Origin of the sequence: Vibrio sp. TRT 17S01, assembly GCF_050113695.1 — a bacterium.
Lineage (GTDB): Bacteria > Pseudomonadota > Gammaproteobacteria > Enterobacterales > Vibrionaceae > Vibrio.
Genome location: NZ_JBNJOG010000014.1, coordinates 17875 through 35183, shown reverse-complemented (window position 1 = coordinate 35183; position 17309 = coordinate 17875). Strand labels below are relative to the sequence as shown.

At 46.3% G+C, this 17309-nt stretch carries 17 protein-coding genes; 10 read left to right on the top strand and 7 right to left on the bottom strand.

What is annotated here, in order from left to right; all coding sequences use genetic code 11:
* The first annotated feature begins 60 nt into the window (after nucleotides 1-60).
* From ACQEXS_RS18015 to ACQEXS_RS18005, 3 genes are all read left to right on the top strand, one after another.
* Nucleotides 61-426 (top strand): diacylglycerol kinase, encoded by a 366-nt coding sequence (locus ACQEXS_RS18015; RefSeq protein WP_427014748.1) that lies wholly within the window; start codon nucleotides 61-63, stop codon nucleotides 424-426.
* Entirely contained in the window at nucleotides 423-2099 is a 1677-nt protein-coding gene (locus tag ACQEXS_RS18010; protein WP_427014747.1) for a phosphoethanolamine transferase, read from the top strand. The genes ACQEXS_RS18015 and ACQEXS_RS18010 overlap by 4 nt, the downstream gene beginning before the upstream one ends.
* A gap of 138 nt (nucleotides 2100-2237) precedes the next feature.
* Complete coding sequence (locus tag ACQEXS_RS18005; RefSeq protein ID WP_427014746.1) at nucleotides 2238-3155, top strand: SPOR domain-containing protein; 918 nt, start codon at nucleotides 2238-2240, stop codon at nucleotides 3153-3155.
* Between the two features lie 25 nt (nucleotides 3156-3180).
* Here ACQEXS_RS18005 and ACQEXS_RS18000 read toward each other — a convergent pair whose 3' ends face one another.
* Nucleotides 3181-3939, bottom strand: coding sequence for a chromosome partitioning protein ParA (locus ACQEXS_RS18000; RefSeq protein WP_427014745.1), 759 nt, complete (start codon nucleotides 3937-3939; stop codon nucleotides 3181-3183).
* A gap of 105 nt (nucleotides 3940-4044) precedes the next feature.
* On the opposite strand from ACQEXS_RS18000, the gene ACQEXS_RS17995 reads away from it, so the two are divergent.
* From ACQEXS_RS17995 to ACQEXS_RS17985, 3 genes are all read left to right on the top strand, one after another.
* The gene (locus ACQEXS_RS17995; RefSeq protein WP_427014744.1) at nucleotides 4045-4941 is read left to right on the top strand and encodes a response regulator; all 897 of its coding nucleotides are present in this window, start codon (nucleotides 4045-4047) and stop codon (nucleotides 4939-4941) included.
* A gap of 134 nt (nucleotides 4942-5075) precedes the next feature.
* On the top strand, nucleotides 5076-5639 hold the full coding sequence (locus ACQEXS_RS17990) for a sugar O-acetyltransferase (RefSeq protein WP_367987610.1): 564 nt from the start codon (nucleotides 5076-5078) through the stop codon (nucleotides 5637-5639).
* A 139-nt stretch (nucleotides 5640-5778) separates the two neighbouring features.
* Nucleotides 5779-6309 carry a hypothetical protein gene (locus tag ACQEXS_RS17985; RefSeq protein WP_367987609.1) on the top strand — a complete coding sequence of 177 codons (531 nt, stop codon included), beginning with the start codon at nucleotides 5779-5781 and terminating at the stop codon, nucleotides 6307-6309.
* Nucleotides 6310-6360: 51 nt separating this feature from the next.
* Here the strand turns inward: ACQEXS_RS17985 and gorA are convergent, their stop codons facing one another.
* On the bottom strand, nucleotides 6361-7716 hold the full coding sequence (gene gorA / locus ACQEXS_RS17980) for a glutathione-disulfide reductase (RefSeq protein ID WP_427014743.1): 1356 nt from the start codon (nucleotides 7714-7716) through the stop codon (nucleotides 6361-6363).
* Nucleotides 7717-7856: 140 nt separating this feature from the next.
* Nucleotides 7857-8696 carry a 23S rRNA (adenine(2030)-N(6))-methyltransferase RlmJ gene (locus ACQEXS_RS17975; RefSeq protein WP_367987606.1) on the bottom strand — a complete coding sequence of 280 codons (840 nt, stop codon included), beginning with the start codon at nucleotides 8694-8696 and terminating at the stop codon, nucleotides 7857-7859.
* A gap of 163 nt (nucleotides 8697-8859) precedes the next feature.
* On the opposite strand from ACQEXS_RS17975, the gene prlC reads away from it, so the two are divergent.
* Together prlC and ACQEXS_RS17965 are read left to right on the top strand one after the other, a co-directional pair.
* Entirely contained in the window at nucleotides 8860-10902 is a 2043-nt protein-coding gene (gene prlC / locus ACQEXS_RS17970; RefSeq protein WP_427014742.1) for an oligopeptidase A, read from the top strand.
* A 104-nt stretch (nucleotides 10903-11006) separates the two neighbouring features.
* Nucleotides 11007-11234 (top strand): hypothetical protein, encoded by a 228-nt coding sequence (locus tag ACQEXS_RS17965; RefSeq protein ID WP_427014741.1) that lies wholly within the window; start codon nucleotides 11007-11009, stop codon nucleotides 11232-11234.
* Nucleotides 11235-11275: 41 nt separating this feature from the next.
* On the opposite strand, the gene ACQEXS_RS17960 is transcribed toward ACQEXS_RS17965, so the two are convergent.
* From ACQEXS_RS17960 to ACQEXS_RS17945, 4 genes are all read right to left on the bottom strand, one after another.
* Nucleotides 11276-11731, bottom strand: a complete 456-nt coding sequence (locus ACQEXS_RS17960; RefSeq protein ID WP_427014740.1) for a DoxX family protein — start codon at nucleotides 11729-11731, stop codon at nucleotides 11276-11278.
* 13 nt (nucleotides 11732-11744) lie between these two features.
* Nucleotides 11745-12506 (bottom strand): DNA-binding domain-containing protein, encoded by a 762-nt coding sequence (locus tag ACQEXS_RS17955; RefSeq protein ID WP_427014739.1) that lies wholly within the window; start codon nucleotides 12504-12506, stop codon nucleotides 11745-11747.
* A complete protein-coding gene (locus tag ACQEXS_RS17950) occupies nucleotides 12503-13360 on the bottom strand; it encodes a DUF692 domain-containing protein (protein ID WP_427014738.1) in 858 nt (285 codons plus the stop codon). The genes ACQEXS_RS17955 and ACQEXS_RS17950 overlap by 4 nt, the downstream gene beginning before the upstream one ends.
* A 79-nt stretch (nucleotides 13361-13439) precedes the next feature.
* Entirely contained in the window at nucleotides 13440-13700 is a 261-nt protein-coding gene (locus ACQEXS_RS17945; RefSeq protein WP_367987599.1) for a BufA1 family periplasmic bufferin-type metallophore, read from the bottom strand.
* A 257-nt stretch (nucleotides 13701-13957) separates the two neighbouring features.
* On the opposite strand from ACQEXS_RS17945, the gene uvrD reads away from it, so the two are divergent.
* Both uvrD and ACQEXS_RS17935 read left to right on the top strand, forming a co-directional pair.
* Nucleotides 13958-16132, top strand: coding sequence for a DNA helicase II (gene uvrD, locus ACQEXS_RS17940; RefSeq protein ID WP_427014737.1), 2175 nt, complete (start codon nucleotides 13958-13960; stop codon nucleotides 16130-16132).
* 71 nt (nucleotides 16133-16203) lie between these two features.
* Nucleotides 16204-16698: a prepilin-type N-terminal cleavage/methylation domain-containing protein gene (locus ACQEXS_RS17935; protein ID WP_367987597.1), complete on the top strand. Its 495-nt coding sequence runs from the start codon at nucleotides 16204-16206 to the stop codon at nucleotides 16696-16698.
* The last annotated feature ends 611 nt before the right edge of the window (nucleotides 16699-17309 follow it).

Sequence of the window (17309 nt, the reverse complement as noted above, 5' to 3'; positions counted from 1 at the left end):
GTATCATTGATGGCCCGCTTGGCTGAAATAATAACAATGATGATGAAGGAAGGTGAGTGAGTGAAACCAGGAAAAACCGGAATAACGCGCGTTATACATGCAACCCAGTATTCCATGAAAGGGCTTGTGTCCGCTTGGCAGCATGAGGCTGCATTTCGTCAAGAAACCGTGCTAAGCGCGGCTTTGTTTCTGGTAGCTATCTGGTTACCCGTGACCCCAGTCGAGAAGTTACTGCTGATAGGGAGTGTCTTGCTTGTGCTGATTGTTGAGTTGCTGAATTCGGCGGTTGAAGCTGTTGTCGATAGGGTTGGAAGTGAATGGCATGAACTTAGCGGGCGCGCCAAAGACATGGGCTCAGCAGCGGTGTTCATTGCCTTGGGTTTTGCCTTGCTGACTTGGGGCGCTATTGTGGGAGCACTATTATGAAAAACTGGCTCAACTGGCGCTCAAATGGGGTGACTTATGTGAAGCTAACTGCGGTATTGGCGCTTTATTTTTCATTAGTGCTGAATGCTCCCATTTATAAAGAATTGCATCGTCTTTTTGCTGAAATGGACTCGGTAAAGCTTGGTTTTATCCTTTCGATCCCGCTGTTTTTCTTTGCTGCTCTCAATTTAATATTCAACCTGCTGAGTTGGCCTTTTCTGACCAAACCCTTGTTTGTGGCACTGATGATTTTATCGGCTTTGGTGAGTTATGCCGGTTATAACTACGACACCATTTTTAATGTCGACATGATCGCGAATATCATGCAAACCGACAGCAGCGAAGCGAGTGCTTACTTGAGCTGTTACTCGGTGTTGTGGGTTGTTCTATTGGGTTTCGTTCCTGCCGCACTGCTTATTTCACTGCCGCTTAAACGAGAACCTTGGTTTAAGTTTATTGGTAAAAAGCTCCTCTCCATATTGGCCTCTGTGCTGATTTTGGTTGCCATTGCGGGCAGTTACTATCAAGACTATGCCTCATTTGGTCGCAACCACAGCTACTTAAAGAAAATGATTGTGCCGACACAGCCAGTGTATGCGATCAGTCGTTATGTCAAACAAACTTACTTTACGACGCCGCAGCCTTATATTGAGTTAGGATTAGATGCGCATCAGTCCAGCAAAGCTCTGGCGCAAGCTAAAGAAAAACCGAGCCTAGTTGTGCTGGTGGTGGGAGAAACTGCACGTTCGCAAAACTACCAATTGAACGGCTATTCACGAGAAACCAACCCTTATACCGCTGATTTGGATGTCGTTTCTTTCCAAGAGGTACGCTCTTGCGGCACCGCAACGGCGGTTTCATTGCCTTGCATGTTCTCTCGGCTGACCCATGATAATTATGATCACGACCAAGCGAACAACCAAGACAATGTACTCGATATCCTAAATCGGGCAGGGGTGTCGATGATTTGGGAAGACGATGATGGTGGGGATAAAAATGTCGCGCGTCATATCGAAAAGCAAATGATGGATCGCTCACGTAAAGACAGTGAATGTGATGGTAATACCTGCTATGACATGGTGCTATTGGAGAATCTAGACCGCAATATTAACAAGCTCTCTGGTAACCGAATGGTAGCCCTGCATTTAATTGGCAGCCATGGACCCACCTATTACAAGCGCTACCCGCAAAGCATGGCGGTATTCCAGCCCGATTGCCCTCGTGCAGACATTGAAAATTGTAGCAATGAGCAAATTGTGAATAGTTACGATAACAGCATTCGCTACACCGACTATGTGCTGAGCAAGGTGATAAACCGTCTGAGTGAATTACAGCAGCAATACAATACGGCGCTGATTTACCTTTCAGATCATGGGGAGTCATTAGGGGAAGGGGGCATGTATTTGCATGGCGCGCCGTATGCGTTAGCCCCAGACTATCAAACCACTGTGCCTATGATTGTTTGGATGTCGCAGGGTTTCCAGCAGGCCAAAAGCGTCGATTATGCTTGCCTCAAGCAACGTGCAGCCATTCGTGGGCAATATTCTCATGATAATTTATTCCATTCACTGCTGGGTATCATGGATGTGAAGACGAAAGCCTATCAGTCATCATTGGATATCTTTGCGGCCTGCCGTGTCGAACCACAGCACGAAGAATTGGCGAAAGGGTGATCTAACCCTAAGATTTAATAACAATAATTTTCCTAAACTAACAGCCGCTACATTTTGCGGCTCTTTTTTTGCATCCTGTTATCTCAGCAGTGAGCCGTCAATAATGTCACTATTAGAGATAAGGTTAGATTGAAGAGTATGGATATCAACATGACCGCAATGCCAAAATGGTCTTTTGCGAAGCTATTGAGTCTGGTTGTTTTGGCTGTGCCTGTTGTATCAGCGCCCGTTCAGGCTGAAGGGTTTCTGTGTGATGCAACTCAGGCATCTAATCATGAGCTACCCATTTTAGATAAGGCATGTCCGATTGGTCAGGGGCTTTGGGGTAAGCAGCAACCTAAAGGTCAAAAATCCATTTTCTGGATTCAATGTGGGGTATTCGCCAAACCTTTGTCGCTTGCTGAAGCTAAAGATCTTTATCAGCATATTTCTACCGATGTATGGGCAAAGCCTGAGGGTAAGGGTTACCGGTGTCTAATCGGTCCTTATGAAGATATTCGCCAAGCTCGAAAAGATTTGGTGGGTGTCAAAAAACAGCCGGGTTACAAAGAGTCTTTTGTTCGTGAAGTGGTGAGCGGCAAAAAAAGGCCCGTTCGCCAGCCGGTAAAAGAGGCATCGACCGCCGCTAAACCAGCACAAAAAACTACAGTTCTTCCGCCGGCGAAGCCAAAACCGGAACCTGTAGTGAAACAACCAGTGGTCGAGTCGCCACCTAAAGCCAAACAAGTGGAAATTGCCATTCGCCTAAGCACTGAAGTTGCTGGAGTAAGTTACAAAGTGCCGTACATGATGTTCAGCGATGATCAGTTCTATATGGAACATGGGTTGCCTTGGAATCGCTTGGATTATGATGGTGCGATGCAGGTTTGCTCACACTTGAACATGCGATTGCCTTCGGAATCTGAATGGAACCGCCTCTTAGCGGCAAATGTAATGAAAGAAAAATGGCCAATCCACTTACCTTATTGGGGAGCCGATCGCCGCGGACTCTTTACCAGTGGTAAAGTCACACGCTTAAAAGGCACGTCATTACTCAACGTGATGTGTGTGAAATAATCAAATAACAACCAGTAGCCCAGAGCTACTGGTTGTTTTTCTCCGCTTCTTTTAGTAACTCCAGATACTTTTTCTCAACGAATTCTTTCTCTTTTGCCACGTGGTGTAGTTGTTGTTGCGCCGTTTCTAACTGAGTTTTTAGCTCACTGCTATCCTCTTGCTCAGACAGCTTCTGTTTGTAACTTTCAATGACGGACATCAGCTGCTGTTTTTCTTGTCGATAGTTTTCTTCTACATCGCTAAAGCCACCTGCTTCACTGATCTGGATGTATTCTTTTTCTAACTGCTCAAATTGCTGTTCCAGCTGTTCTTTTTCCTGTTGTAGGCTTTCGACCGTATCATGCTGCTTGAGTAATTTACTTTTGGCTTTACGCAGTCCTTTCACGCTTTTATCTAAATCCCCTTTGAGCTTTTTAATCAAATGATGGGATTTGCTGAGTTTTTGGTTGAGTGCATCGATGGTGGCTTGGTCTTCTGCATTCAGCGTATGGTTAGCTGCGCGAATTTGTGACACCTGAGCTTCTAAGGCTTGCTGAATAATGATCAGATCATTGAGAGTATCGGTGTTTTCTGCAGTGTAATTCAGAGCATTGTCGACGGACTGTTGGCATAAATCATAGGCAGTGCGGTCAAGGTTTTGTCCATTCACCACCTGATGAGCGAATTGACGAAACTCCCGCAGAATAAGCAGCAAGATGACAAACCAAAACAGAAGGATGAGCAAACCTAAGTTGATCGCGAGGGCGTTGAAGTTGTCGCCAGTCAGTAAAGGCGGTAAGTCCATGAGATGCATTCCTAACGTTGACGCGCTGTAGTGGTTAAGTTTAGTTGTGATGAAAAAATGTGCCTATAATTTAGACAGTTTGTCGCTCAAGGTTGAATGCTGTTTGTGAAAATACTGATCGTTGATGATAGTAAGGCCACACTAGAAATTGTCAGGCGCGCATTGGAGTGCTTTGGTTATCGTCGTCTATCGATAAAAAAGGCCAATAATGCGGTGGAAGCCCTAGCGTTAGTCAATGAATGGCAGCCGGAGATCGTGCTGACGGATTGGTATATGCCGGATATGACCGGCCTAACACTGACAGAAGAGCTGATGAAGTTAGGGCTGGGTATCAAAGTTGGCATGATCACCACAGTGGATGATCAAATTCAGATCAAGCAAGCGAAGGCGGCAGGGGCGAGTTTTGTATTATCTAAACCGTTTGATGATGAAGAGCTGCATCGTCATCTACTTCCCTTAGTTCAAGGTGCAGAAGAGAGTCAGCAGACCTTGAATGGGCTTACGGAAGTGCAAAAAGAGCTGGCACTTCCCAAACTCTCCCAATTGGAGAAGTTGCTTAAACGGGAAGTGGGCGAGAGTATTCAACTCAACATTATTGGTGTACAAGCATTTGATGAAAGTAAAATTCCATGCTTAATGGCAGTGTATGAAGATGGTGAAACTCAACGGCCAAGAGCCGTAGCGATGCTTGATATCTATGCGGTGTGCGTGTTTGCTCGCAGCAATACCGCTATTTCGCCACAACAGTTACAGCAAGTGATCCAGACTAAAATGGTCAGCAAAGACATTCTCGATACCTGTCAGAAGGTGTTGGACAAATCCTCTCTCGCGTTTTTAGATTCCAATTCACGTAAAAGCTTACGCCTGAAAAGTGTCAGCTTTATCCCTTCCGCGTTTGATAAATTGAAAACCCTCTATGATAAAGAGGCCAGTAAACGAGTCGATTTCTCCTGCCAGCTTGAAGAGATGGCACAAGGTAAAGTGACTTTAATTGGGTTTTGAACCTCTCTTTTACTAGGTATAAGTTCTAATTGTAGAGCGAAAACTTGGCAGGTTGTTCTCTGTTTCTTCCAAATAAAAGGCGTAAACTCTACTGCATCCAGCGTAGTGAAACTGGTAACAGTAGGAAGGGAGAGATGACAGAATTTGAAAAAATGACGACAGGACAGCGGTTTGATGGCAGTGATGATTCAGTTAGCCGGATTCGCGATAAAGCCACCATGTTAGTGGCGGAGTTAAATACCTTGTCGGATGATACGTTACGAGTTCAATGGCTTGAGAAGCTGCTTGGAAAGTTTGGTCAGGGTAGCGTGATCCGTCCTCCTTTTTATTGTGAATTTGGCCAGACGATATCCGTTGGTGCACATACTTTCATTAATATGAACGCCACCATGTTAGATGGGGCTCCAATTTCCATCGGTAACCATGTGATGATTGGACCCAATGCTCAGTTTTATAGCGCAGGCCACTCGTTGGATTACCAGAGCCGTCGAAAGTGGGAAACACTTTGTAAGCCGATTGTGGTGGAAGATGATGTTTGGATTGGTGGGTGTGTGATCATCAACCAAGGGGTGACGATTGGCGCCCGCTCTGTGATTGCGGCGAACTCGGTGGTCACGCGAGATGTCCCCCCGGATTCGCTTTACGGTGGCTCTCCTGCCAAATTGATCCGGCCTTTGAATCAAGCTGAAATGGTTTAGCGGCAAAACGAATAGTGCACGATATGTTTAACCAGTCGCTAACAATTCATGACGATTGGCTGACTGAGAGACAAATCGGGGTTTTAGACTGAACGGGAAACTGCACACAACTTGTTCCCATTAGTGAAAGGTGCCCCCGATGAAAAAACTTATTTCTGTTCTTGCTCTTTCTGTTGCTGCGGCAACCGCAATGCCAACAATGGCTGCAAACCCAGTTCAAAATGAACTTAAAGGTGCGATTGAGCAAAGCTCTCAGGTTGCAAAACGTGTTGGTGAGATCCAAAAAGAGCTGTCCGAAATCCGCCAAAAAGCGTTTAAAGACAACCCTGATTTGGTGAAAGCAGCTGACGCGGCAAATAGCGCACTAGAAATTGAAGCTAAAGATGTCGGTTATGATCCAAAAGGATTTGAAGCTAAGCTTCGTACGGCTCGCAGTGAGTTGTCAAAAGAAGGCTTAACGGAAGAGCAACGTCAGTCCATTTTAGGTGAGCTGAAAAAGCAGCAAAATGACCAAGCGGAAAAGCGCGCGAAATTTTTAGCAAAACCTCAGGTTCAAAAAGTAAACGCAGATCTCCAAAAGCAGATCTTGGGTGCGATGAAAAAGACCAGCCCAGATACGCAAAAGCTGCTAAATGAGCTTGATACGCTATTAAAATCGATGAAGTCGTAAAGACAAAAAAGGCCGCATTCGCGGCCTTTTTAGTTACTCTGCATTTAGCAATTAACGCATTGTCACGAACTCTTCTGAGCCTGTTGGGTGAATAGCGACCACTGAGTCGAAATCTGCTTTGGTTGCGCCCATCTTCATCGCAACACCAAAGCCTTGGATCATTTCATCAACCGTAAAGCCGATGCCGTGTAGGCCAACAACGGTTTCTTCTTCACCTGCACAGATCAGTTTCATCTTACATGGCTGGCGGTGTTTAGTAACCGCTGTGTACATCGCAGTGAAGCCAGAGGTGTAGACTTTGATGTTGTCTTTGCCGTACTTCTCTTCCGCTTCTTGCGTTGTAAGACCGATAGTGCCAATTGGTGGGTGGCTGAATACGACCGTTGGTACCAAATCGTAGTCCATCTTCGCGTTTGGTTTGTTGTTGAACAGACGCTCAGATAATTGACGACCCGCTTTAACCGCAACAGGTGTTAGTTCAATGCCGCCTTCCATAATGTCACCGACACAGTAGATACCAGGAACGTTCGTAGCTTGGAATTCGTCTACCTTGATGTAGCCACGGTCGTTGGTTTCTACACCAGTAGATGCAAGGTTGATTGCGTCAGTAGCAGGATGGCGGCCAATCGCCCAGATCAGCTGATCCACATTTTGTGTGTTACCGTTTTCAAGGTGTAGCGTTAGGCTGCCGTCGGCTTCCTTCACCACTTCTTTTGGCACTGAGTGGGTGTGTAGCGTAGGGCCTTCGGCTTCCATCACTTCAACCAGCGTTTCGATGATCATTGGGTCAAAGCTACGTAGCGGAGATTCTTTACGGCAGAACAGGTGTGTTTCTGTGCCTAATGCATTCAGAACGCCAGCAATTTCAACTGCAATGTAGCCAGCACCGATCACAGCAACGCGTTTTGGTTGCTCAGCAAGCTCGAAGAAGCCATTTGAATCGATGCCGTATTCCGCACCCGGGATGTTCGGAATAGTAGGACGGCCACCAACGGCAATTAAGATATGGTCTGCGGTGTAGTGCTCACCGTTGACTTCAACCGTTTTCTCGTCCACAAACTTTGCAAAGCCTTTGATAACGTTAACTTTGTTGTTGCCAAGTACGCGATCGTAAGATTGGTGAATACGGCCGATGTAGGCTTGGCGACTTTCCACCAGCTTGCTCCAATCAAAGCCTTTTACATCAACGTCAAAGCCGTAGTCTTCAGCGTAAAGGTGCATGGCTTCTGCAATTTGAGCGCCGTGCCACATGACTTTTTTAGGCACGCAACCGACGTTTACGCAGGTACCGCCAAGGTCTTGTGCTTCGATCAGCGCTACTTTTGCGCCGTACATCGCCGCGCGGTTTGCCGATGCGATACCGCCACTGCCGCCACCGATACAGATATAGTCAAAATGAGTCGCCATTACTTTCTCCAATTATTGTTAGGGTGAGGCTTATGTGTAAATGGGTACTGCCTCTGGCTCCCTGCGTTTAAGTCTAAGCTAATACTTTCTATATGAGGTTGGATTGGTTGAACTCAATCCACCTCGATTAAATTCTAGGTTTATTCCGGTACAATCCAGTCAACTTTCCAGTGGCCTGTTGCCGGTGCAATTGCTTCTTTCAAGAATGGCAGAATGGTTTGCATCTGGCTTTCCAGTTTCCACGGTGGGTTAATCACGATCATGCCTGAGGCGGTCATGCCGCGCTCATTGGTATCGGGAGAAACACCAAGTTCAATCTGTAAAATTTTGCGAATGCCTAAGCCAGCTAAGCCTTCAATCATGTCTTCAATATCACAGCGGTTCACCACTGGGTACCAAATTGCGTAAATGCCAGTAGCCCATCGTTTGTGGCTTTGGTAAATCGCTTGCACGACATCACGATACTCTTTTGCCAGTTCATACGGTGGGTCAATCAATACTAATCCGCGACGCTCTTGCGGTGGCAGGCTGCCTTTCAGGCGCTTAAAGCCATCTTCCTTGTAGATGCTCACTTGGCGATCACGGTGGAATTCTTGCTCTAGTAGCGGGTGATCAGCTGGGTGCAGCTCAGTGAGTACCATACGGTCTTGAGGACGAATGTGCGCACGTGCCACACGAGGAGAACCCGGATAATAACGTAGCTTATCACCGTTGTTCAGTGTTTTAACGGCATCAAGGTAGCTTTGAATGTCTTCTGGAATGTTAGCTTGCTCCCAGACTCGTGCGATACCTTGTTTGTATTCACCGGTTTTTTCTGACCATTCATGGGTTAAGTCATAACGCCCAACACCGGAATGGGTGTCGTGGTACACAAAGGGTTTGTCTTTTTGCTTAAGCGCATTCAGGATCAGGCTTTGTACAATGTGCTTGACCACATCTGCGTGGTTGCCTGCGTGAAAACTGTGGCGATAACTTAACAAAATAATTCTCTCGAAATGGCTGCGTGAGCATGATCAATAATGGTTGATAGTATACGCCACTATTGAAAATTGCTGAACCTACCTATATTTACTATTTAAGACGCGAAATACAATCAATAGACGAACTCGTCAGTTCGCTTTTGCCTACAAAAGGAATGCTTTTATGCCAAATCCACTTTTAGCCTTCACTGGCTTACCTCCTTTTTCTCAGATCAAACCGGAACATGTTAAGCCAGCGGTTGAACAGGCAATTGCTGACTGCCGAACTCAAATTGAACAAGTACTTGATGGTAATACCACACCAAGTTGGGACAATGTGATTGCTCCGATTGAAGAGGTGGATGACCGCCTTAGCCGTTTATGGTCACCAGTGAGCCATATGAACTCGGTGGTAAACAGCGATGAACTGCGTGAAGCGTACGAAAGCTGTTTGCCGCTGCTGTCTGAATACGGCACTTGGGTTGGCCAACACAAGGGATTATTTGAAGCGTATAAAGCCATCAAAGCCAGTGACGCCTTTGCAACATTAACGCAAGCGCAGAAGAAAACCATCACCGATTCACTGCGTGATTTCGAATTATCTGGTATTGGCTTGCCTGCTGATGAGCAGCACCGTTATGGTGAGATCAGCAAGCGGATGTCTGAACTTGGTTCAAAATTCTCAAACAATGTGCTGGATGCCACGATGGGCTGGACCAAGCACGTGACGGATGAAACCCTGCTGGAAGGTATGCCGGACTCTGCATTGGCAGCAGCGAAAGCGGCGGCTCAAGCGAAAGAGCTGGATGGCTACCTGCTCACACTTGATATTCCATCCTACCTGCCAGTGATGACCTACTGTGATAATCAAGAGCTGCGTAAAGAGCTTTACGAAGCGTATGTGACTCGTGCATCTGATCGAGGTCCAAATGCAGGCAAATGGGACAACAGCGAAATCATCAGTGAGCAGTTGAAACTGCGTCATGAAATTGCACGTATGCTTGGTTTTAACAGTTTCAGCGAAAAGTCTCTGGCAACCAAAATGGCTGAAAACCCAAGCCAAGTGCTGAACTTCCTCAATGATTTGGCAAGCAAAGCCAAAGGGCAGGGCGAGCGCGAAGTGGAAGAGCTACGCCAATACGCCAAAGCCGAATTTGGTGTTGAGACGCTAAACCTATGGGATATCGCTTACTACAGTGAGAAACAAAAACAGCACTTGTTCCAGATTTCAGATGAAGAGCTGCGCCCGTATTTCCCTGAACAAAAAGCGATTAATGGCCTGTTTGAGGTGCTCAAGCGCGTGTTTGGTATGAGCGTTGAAGAGCGTCATAGTGTCGATAGCTGGCATGAGTCAGTGCGCTTTTTTGATATTTTCGATAGCCAAGGTACGTTGCGCGGCAGTTTCTACCTCGACTTATACGCTCGTGAACACAAACGAGGTGGGGCATGGATGGACGAGTGTCGTGTACGCCGTATCAATGCCCAAGGTGAACTGCAAACGCCAGTGGCTTACCTAACCTGTAACTTTAACCGCCCAGTGGGGGATAAGCCGGCGCTGTTTACTCATGATGAAGTGGTGACACTATTCCATGAGTTTGGCCATGGCATTCATCACATGCTGACGCAAGTGGAAACCGGTTCAGTATCGGGCATTAATGGTGTGCCGTGGGATGCGGTTGAGCTACCAAGTCAGTTCCTAGAAAACTGGTGCTGGGAAGAAGATGCACTGGCGTTTATCTCTGGTCACTACGAAACGGGTGAGCCATTGCCTAAGGCGATGCTAGAAAAAATGCTAGCGGCGAAGAACTTCCAGTCAGCGATGTTTATTCTGCGCCAACTAGAATTCGGTTTGTTTGATTTTACTCTGCACACTGAATATGACCCAGAAGTTGGCCCACGAGTGCTGGAAACTCTTGCTGAAGTTAAAGCGAAAGTCGCGGTGCTGCCAAGCCTTGAGTGGAATCGCTTCTCTCATAGCTTTAGCCATATTTTTGCGGGTGGATACAGCGCGGGCTATTACAGCTACTTATGGGCTGAAGTGCTTTCTTCTGATGCATTCTCACGTTTTGAGGAAGAGGGGATTTTCAATACCGAAACAGGACAAAGCTTCCTCAATAACATTCTTGAAATGGGTGGCAGTGAAGAACCAATGGAGCTCTTCAAGCGCTTCCGCGGTCGTGAGCCACAAATCGATGCACTGCTACGCCATGCTGGGATTGCCGTGTAAAGTTGCTGTGAATTCAGGTTAATTTTTGCTGAATAAACCCACCGTCATTGGTGGGTTTATTGTGTTCAGTGTTATTATGCGGTCAATGCATTCAAGGAGGTCGTATGTTGAAAATAATGAAAGGGTTGGCGCTTGCGTCAATAATGTTGCTTGGCGTGTCTGGTTGCGCGGAGCTGAAAGACGCGGGCAAGAGTATCGGCCACGCGACGCGCGACGCAACCACGGCAATTGGTCATGCTACTCGTGATACCACTAAAGCAATTGGTCATGCATCACGTGATGCGGTTAACTCAGTCAAAGATGATTTGAGTGAAGGTGGTGAAGGCAATTAAAGCATACCCAAGTAACATCATGTCACTTGGGTATATTGCTGTTATTTTGCTAGTTTATTGCGAATCAGTTTATCGATAGAAAGTGGTCCTGCTCCCCACACGACTACGATTAAGATCATTAATCCCCACAGCTGATGGTCATAGAAGCCCTGTTCCCACAATACTGGGTAAGAAACCACGGCAATGATATTAAACACAAACAGTGCTGCTGCCATTGGCCTTGTGAGTAAACCAAGTGCTAAAAATACCGGTAACACCAACTCAGCCGCAGTACCTAAATAGGCAGCCAATTCCCATGGCAGTAACGGAACTTGGTATTCTAGTTCAAACAGATACAAGGTACTGTCCCAAGAGGCAATCTTAACTAGGCCAGAATTAAAAAAGACATAGGCTACCCAGACGCGACAAAAAAGCAGCAACAGTGGCACAAAACCCATTTGAGCTTTTTCTATCCAGCTGTCATAAGTGGCAAGTAGGTTGTTCACTGGAGTCGTCATTCCATTATCCTTTTTATTGAGTGAGCGAAAAGCCTGCGATGAGACCAAGCCCCATAATTTGATTTAAATGCGGCAGCAAAGAGGCGGGAATTTCACTTAAATGTTGCCCGGCTTGAAGATGGGAAAGTAGCTGATAAGCTTCTTCGTCCAGTGGTTGGCTCCACGGGGTTCCATCTATTTGGCAAGCAATCACCCCCGCCTCTGCCTGATTGATCTCTAACCCATCTAACTGTTGAGCATGAATGGCTCGCTGTAGTGAAAATACGCGATAGTGCGAGGCAAACGTCATCACCGAGGGGGTTAAATGCAGCTGAATATGATCGTGCTGCTCTGCCGGAACGTCAGCCAGTTTGCTGATTGGCAAAATGGTTTGCGTTAAATGGACGCTGCCATGCAACTGCTGAGATAAATCCAAGCTCCATTCGAAACGTGCCACTTCAGGTAAATAGGGCGCTGCCTCCAAAACCACTGGAAACAGGGTGATGGTGTCGGAAAAGTGTTCACCATAATGGGTGACGTCACCACTTTCTAATGGATGGGTAAGCACATGTTGGCGTGCGAGTCCGTTAAAGCACTCTTCACCCACCAATGCCACTACCATAGGGTACGTGGCTTGCAGTACTTCCGTTAAACTCATGACAAAGTTATTGCGATAGATCTGCATTCGCTCGTCTGCGGTGAAGTTATCGCTCGCAATATTGCACTCTTCGCCCGTGGCTTGATAATGCAGCGCTTTGGCAAACTGGTTTTGCAGTGTGGTCAAAGAGAAGTTCATGATGCTCTCCTTTGCCTAGTTTCTGCATTGAATATACGGTCACTGGCTTTGCGCGCTTCGCCAAGTAGCACTTGTGGTTCGGGAATGTCTAAATCCCATTCGATCAAGGTGTGAGGAACACCGTGCTTTTCCGTCCATTGCTCGAACAGTTGCCAGACTTCATCGCACACTGGGCGACTGTGGGTATCAATCCAGATTTCCCCTTTGTCGAGTTTTTTTACGGTAAAACCCGCCAAGTGAATTTCGTCAACAGCATGTGCGGGTAGGGCATCTAGATAAGTTTGGCAGTCAAAACCATGATTGAACGCGGAAACGTATACGTTATTCAGATCAAGCAGTAGACGACAATCGGTTCGCTTCTGAACTTCAGTCAAAAACTCCCATTCATTGATGGTTGAGTGATGAAATTTAAGGTAACTGGAAGGGTTCTCAATCAACATTTGTCGCCCCAAGTACTCCTGAACTTCCATCACATTACGACAAAATACCGCTAAGGCTTCTTCTGTGTAGGGCAGAGGTAATAAGTCATTGAAATAATGTCCGCCATTTTCACTCCAACTTAAGTGGTCAGAGACGAGAAATGGATTGGTTTCATCAACTAGGGCTTTGAGCTGCGCTAAGTGTTTTGGGTTCACTCGTTCAACACTGCCAAGTGATAAGCCAATACCATGACAGCTGATTTGGTAATGTTCAGCCAATTTGCGCAGGCTCTGTCTGGCGGCTGATTTAGGTTGGAAGTAGTTTTCGCTGTGGATTTCCAACCAGCTTAAATTGGGTTGTTGTTGGGTAAAGAAGGCAATATGTGGTGAACGTAGACCGACACCTATTTTGTTATGATAATTTTCTGTATTCACGATGCCACCCTGAAACGATAAAAAACGGAAAGAGTGAAGTGCGCTGGTTGAGCGCCACGCACTTCACTAAGTGTGGAGCTTAAGACGATTGCGTGCTGCCACCTGTTAGCTTGCCACATAGTCCTTTTGGAACGACTACGAATGCATCTTTTTGGTTGTCTTCTTTTGCTGTACCAGCACATGAGCTGGTTTTGGTTGCACAGTCATTTTTACCTGCTTTAGACACGCCGTAGCATTTTTCTTTTTCAGCAGCCACCGCTGGTGCTGCAGTAAGCATGGTGCCACCTAGCGCAAGTAAACCTGTTACAGCAGCAGTTACAGCAAGATTTGATTTCTTCATAGTTATATCCTCAGACTTTTTCCTTTACTTTGAAATCGCAAACCATTTCGTTGGCTTGCCTAAATTAAAGGATAGAAAAGTGATGAAAAAACTTTCAAAAAAATCATAGATTTTGATTTTTATATAACGACCAGTTATTTAACATTTTGATTTTATGGACAAAAAAAGAACAAAAAATTTATCGATTTTGCTCTGAAATTGGTTGAGTGTTTAGGTTATAATCGTTCCTCATGTATAAATAACCAGTAGCAGAGCTCATGATGGATCCCTCTTTATTACTCGACGGCCTTAACGACAAACAGCGCGAAGCCGTGGCCGCACCGTTAGAAAATATGTTGGTGTTGGCCGGAGCTGGTAGTGGTAAAACGCGAGTACTGGTCCATCGTATTGCTTGGTTGATGTCGGTTGAACAAGCGTCACCGTTTTCCATTATGTCGGTCACCTTTACCAATAAAGCTGCGGCAGAAATGCGTGCTCGAATTGAAGAACTGATGATGGGTAGTGCATCAGGGATGTGGAATGGTACTTTTCATGGCATTTGTCATCGAATTCTGCGGGCTCATTATCTTGATGCGAAGCTACCGGAAGATTTTCAAATTATCGACAGTGATGATCAACAGCGCCTATTGAAGCGATTGATCAAAGCGCAAAATCTGGATGATAAACAGTGGCCAGCACGTCAGGTTGCTTGGTGGATTAACGGCAAAAAAGATGAAGGCCTGCGTCCGCAGCACATCGATGCCTATCACGATCCTGTGACCAAAACCTACCTTCAACTTTATACCGCTTATCAAGAGGCGTGTGATCGTGCTGGGTTGGTCGACTTTGCTGAGATCTTACTGCGTGCGCATGAGCTATTGCGTGATAACAAGTTTGTCCGTGAACATTATCAAGCACGTTTCAAGCATATTCTGGTCGACGAATTTCAAGACACCAACAACATTCAATACGCTTGGTTGCGGATGATGGCTGGTCCTGAATGTCATGTAATGATTGTTGGGGATGATGACCAGTCAATATATGGCTGGCGTGGGGCGAAAGTTGAAAACATTGAGAAATTTACTCTTGAGTTCCCAAGCGTCAGTACGATTCGCTTGGAGCAAAACTACCGCTCAACCAAAACGATTCTAGAAGCGTCGAATACGCTGATCGCCAACAACACTGAACGCATGGGTAAAGAACTGTGGACGGATGGCGCAGAAGGAGAGTTGATCTCGGTTTATTCGGCGTATAACGAGCTGGATGAAGCCCGTTTTGCGGTGAATAAAATTAAAGAGTGGCAAGATAAAGGCGGTGCGCTCGTTGATAGCGCGATGTTGTATCGCAACAACGCCCAATCACGTGTTCTGGAAGAAGCTTTGATCCAAGCCGGTCTGCCATACCGGATTTATGGTGGCATGCGCTTCTTCGAACGTCAGGAGATCAAAGACGCGCTGAGCTATTTGCGTTTGATCGCTAACCGCAATGATGATGCGGCCTTTGAACGTGTAGTGAATACCCCCACTCGTGGACTGGGTGATAAAACCCTAGAAACCATTCGTTTTGCTGCGCGCGATCGTGGCTGCACCATGTGGGAAGCTTCCATCGCATTGCTTGAAGAGAAAGTGCTTGCTGGTCGCGCGGCAGGTGCACTTAGTCGATTTATTGAACTTATTATTGCGCTCGAAGATGACACTATCGAACAACCGCTTCACCACCAAACCGATCATGTGATCAAATATTCGGGTTTGTACGCGATGTACGAGCAAGAAAAAGGTGAAAAATCCAAAGCGCGTATTGAGAACTTGGAAGAGCTTGTCACCGCAACGCGCCAATTTGAAAAACCGGAAGAAGCGGAAGAAATGACGCTGCTGACCGCGTTTCTAACTCATGCGGCACTTGAGGCAGGTGAAGGTCAGGCCGATGAATTTGAAGATGCGGTTCAGTTGATGACATTACACAGTGCGAAAGGTCTGGAGTTCCCATTGGTATTTATGGTCGGTGTGGAAGAGGGGATGTTCCCGAGCCAGATGTCGGCAGAAGAGGCGGGCCGTTTGGAAGAAGAGCGTCGCCTTTGTTATGTGGGAATGACGCGTGCAATGGAAAAGCTGTACATCACCTATGCAGAGATGCGCCGCCTCTACGGACAGGACAAATACCACAAGCCTTCGCGCTTTATTCGTGAACTACCAGAAAGTTGTTTGGACGAAGTGCGCATGAAGGCGAAAGTGAGCCGCCCGGCTAGCTCAGGTCGTTTTAGTCAAACGGTTGTGAAAGAGAGTTTTAATGAAACTGGCTTTAATTTAGGGTCACGGGTGATGCACCCTAAATTTGGTGAAGGGACCATTATTAATTTTGAAGGCAGTGGCCCACAAAGTCGGGTGCAAGTTGCTTTTAACGGTGAAGGTATTAAATGGTTAGTAACAGCTTACGCTAAGCTAGAGAAACTTTAAGGGAAGTGATAAGCCGCTACCGTGATGCTTTTTCTATACTGGTATAAGGGAAGGCATTGAGTGGGTGCTAAATGCGGAAAGAGCAACGAGGATTTTCATTGATTGAGCTGGTGGTTGTGATTGTGATCATCGGCATTCTTGCGATTACAGTCGCCCCCAGATTTCTCAATTTACAGAAAGATGCCCGAGTAGCAGCGCTGCTCGGTGCTAAATCTGCTTTTCTCGCTGTCGATTCTTTGGTGTACACCAAAGCAGTCCTACAAGGGCAAACTGAAGTCGATGCCAGCACGTTTAATATCGATCTCGACAACAATGGCAGCGCTGATGTAGCTGGTTATTTTGGTCACATCAAGTATGTGATACCCGCGAAAGAATTGTCAGGGCTGGATCCATCGCTAACCATCACCAAATCCCCGGGTGAGGCATTTAGTACGGCTTACTTCCTTATTTCATATTTGAATCGCCCACCCGCAGATAACATTCGTTGTATGGTGGAGATTTTCTATCCAAGCGTTTCAGATGCTAACGCTTCGATCACCACGAACGTGGTTGATGAGGATTGCTAAAGCTTATTGCCATGTGATTTTAAGATAAAGAAAAACCCCGAGGGCTTGCGCCCGTCGGGGTTATAGTCTTACTCGCAGCAATCCGGCTACTAAAAGTGCTCCATGCATCTAATCCATGATAGTTGCTGTATCCTTCAGCGTAGTCCTTGCGTCGCCTTCCTAGCGGTGTCCATGACCTTATCCTGGTCTGCTAACAATCCTCGTTAGCGCACATCACTTGTTCCGTGAGCGGTGTCCCTTACATCATCCTGATGTTCAGTCCTTGCCTCATCCTGAGGTGTCCATTGTCTTCCTTAGTAGCAACCATCCTAGTCACTATTGCGTCCGTTCAATGTCCTATTTGCTTTCCATGCCGATTATTCATCCTGAACAACCGTATCTTCTTCCTGAAGATTACCTAATCCGTGGTAATTTCCTGTTCCGTGTCAGCATCCTTCCGACACCATCCATAATACGGTTTCCCGAATTTTCAGCAATGATGTGCAAACGATTTCTCTAATTTAGCAGAGTTATATATTTATTAATCTTGTTTAAAATTAACAGGTTAAGTGTTTTTGTTGCTGTTTGCCTATAGAACAAAGAGACTTTTGCTCACCTTGTTGTGAGAGATC

Excerpts from the sequence above, each read along its gene's own strand:
- ACQEXS_RS18010 (WP_427014747.1), top strand. The coding sequence starts at position 423 with ATGAAAAACTGGCTCAACTGGCGCTCAAATGGGGTGACTTATGTGAAG.
- ACQEXS_RS18005 (WP_427014746.1), top strand. The coding sequence starts at position 2,238 with ATGGATATCAACATGACCGCAATGCCAAAATGGTCTTTTGCGAAGCTA.
- ACQEXS_RS18000 (WP_427014745.1), bottom strand. The coding sequence starts at position 3,939 with ATGGACTTACCGCCTTTACTGACTGGCGACAACTTCAACGCCCTCGCG.
- ACQEXS_RS17990 (WP_367987610.1), top strand. The coding sequence starts at position 5,076 with ATGACAGAATTTGAAAAAATGACGACAGGACAGCGGTTTGATGGCAGT.
- ACQEXS_RS17985 (WP_367987609.1), top strand. The coding sequence starts at position 5,779 with ATGAAAAAACTTATTTCTGTTCTTGCTCTTTCTGTTGCTGCGGCAACC.
- gorA (WP_427014743.1), bottom strand. The coding sequence starts at position 7,716 with ATGGCGACTCATTTTGACTATATCTGTATCGGTGGCGGCAGTGGCGGT.
- prlC (WP_427014742.1), top strand. The coding sequence starts at position 8,860 with ATGCCAAATCCACTTTTAGCCTTCACTGGCTTACCTCCTTTTTCTCAG.
- ACQEXS_RS17965 (WP_427014741.1), top strand. The coding sequence starts at position 11,007 with ATGTTGAAAATAATGAAAGGGTTGGCGCTTGCGTCAATAATGTTGCTT.
- ACQEXS_RS17960 (WP_427014740.1), bottom strand. The coding sequence starts at position 11,731 with ATGACGACTCCAGTGAACAACCTACTTGCCACTTATGACAGCTGGATA.
- ACQEXS_RS17955 (WP_427014739.1), bottom strand. The coding sequence starts at position 12,506 with ATGAACTTCTCTTTGACCACACTGCAAAACCAGTTTGCCAAAGCGCTG.
- ACQEXS_RS17945 (WP_367987599.1), bottom strand. The coding sequence starts at position 13,700 with ATGAAGAAATCAAATCTTGCTGTAACTGCTGCTGTAACAGGTTTACTT.
- uvrD (WP_427014737.1), top strand. The coding sequence starts at position 13,958 with ATGATGGATCCCTCTTTATTACTCGACGGCCTTAACGACAAACAGCGC.
- ACQEXS_RS17935 (WP_367987597.1), top strand. The coding sequence starts at position 16,204 with ATGCGGAAAGAGCAACGAGGATTTTCATTGATTGAGCTGGTGGTTGTG.